Raw genomic sequence first — 634 nt, forward strand, 5'->3', positions numbered from 1 at the left:
TAGAAATTTCTCCATCTAATAGAAACTTTAATTTGCTGTTTTCTTGTTCCGCTATAACTTGACCATCTTTCTCTTTGTTCTTTACATGACGCGCCACAAAGGCATGCGCGTCATCGTTCCACAACAAAGCATTCTGCTCAATGGTCTGCGTAAGTTCATTGCTGTTCTTAGAAAGCTCATTATGAAGATCTGTCAGCGATGTATCAACACCGCTAAAGGCTGAACCAACATCATGATATGACTGACCACCAACAACATACGTCGGAAGATTACCTACAAGCACATCAGCACCACCACCTAAATAGCTCGATGTATTTTTAGAAACACTGTCTAGACTGGTAGTCACTGTCGTAACATTTTTATTAGTCGCAAATAACTGAGAGCCATTTACAACTTCTGTCGATTCTGCTGAAAGCACTCCTGCCTTAACACCTGAAAGTGTCCGGTCTTCTTTCTTACTGTTGGCAATATTGACTTCTGTACCTTCTACTTCTTTCCCAATAGTAATAACCTTCGTATCATCATCCTGCTTGGCAAGGCTATCACTGACAACATTAGTTACATCATTATGAACATTCGTGATAGAACTCGCAACACCAGCAAATGCTTCCGCTACACTATTGTAAACCTTTTC

Annotated in this window: 1 pseudogene; it reads right to left on the bottom strand. The window is 40.4% G+C overall.

Going from position 1 to position 634, the window contains the following annotated elements:
* Positions 1-634, bottom strand: a pseudogene (locus tag ACFIK3_RS09775) (hypothetical protein); the annotation flags it as partial.

The sequence above is a fragment of the Bartonella sp. CB10SXKL genome (genome assembly GCF_042195515.1).
Classification (GTDB): Bacteria; Pseudomonadota; Alphaproteobacteria; order Rhizobiales; family Rhizobiaceae; genus Bartonella.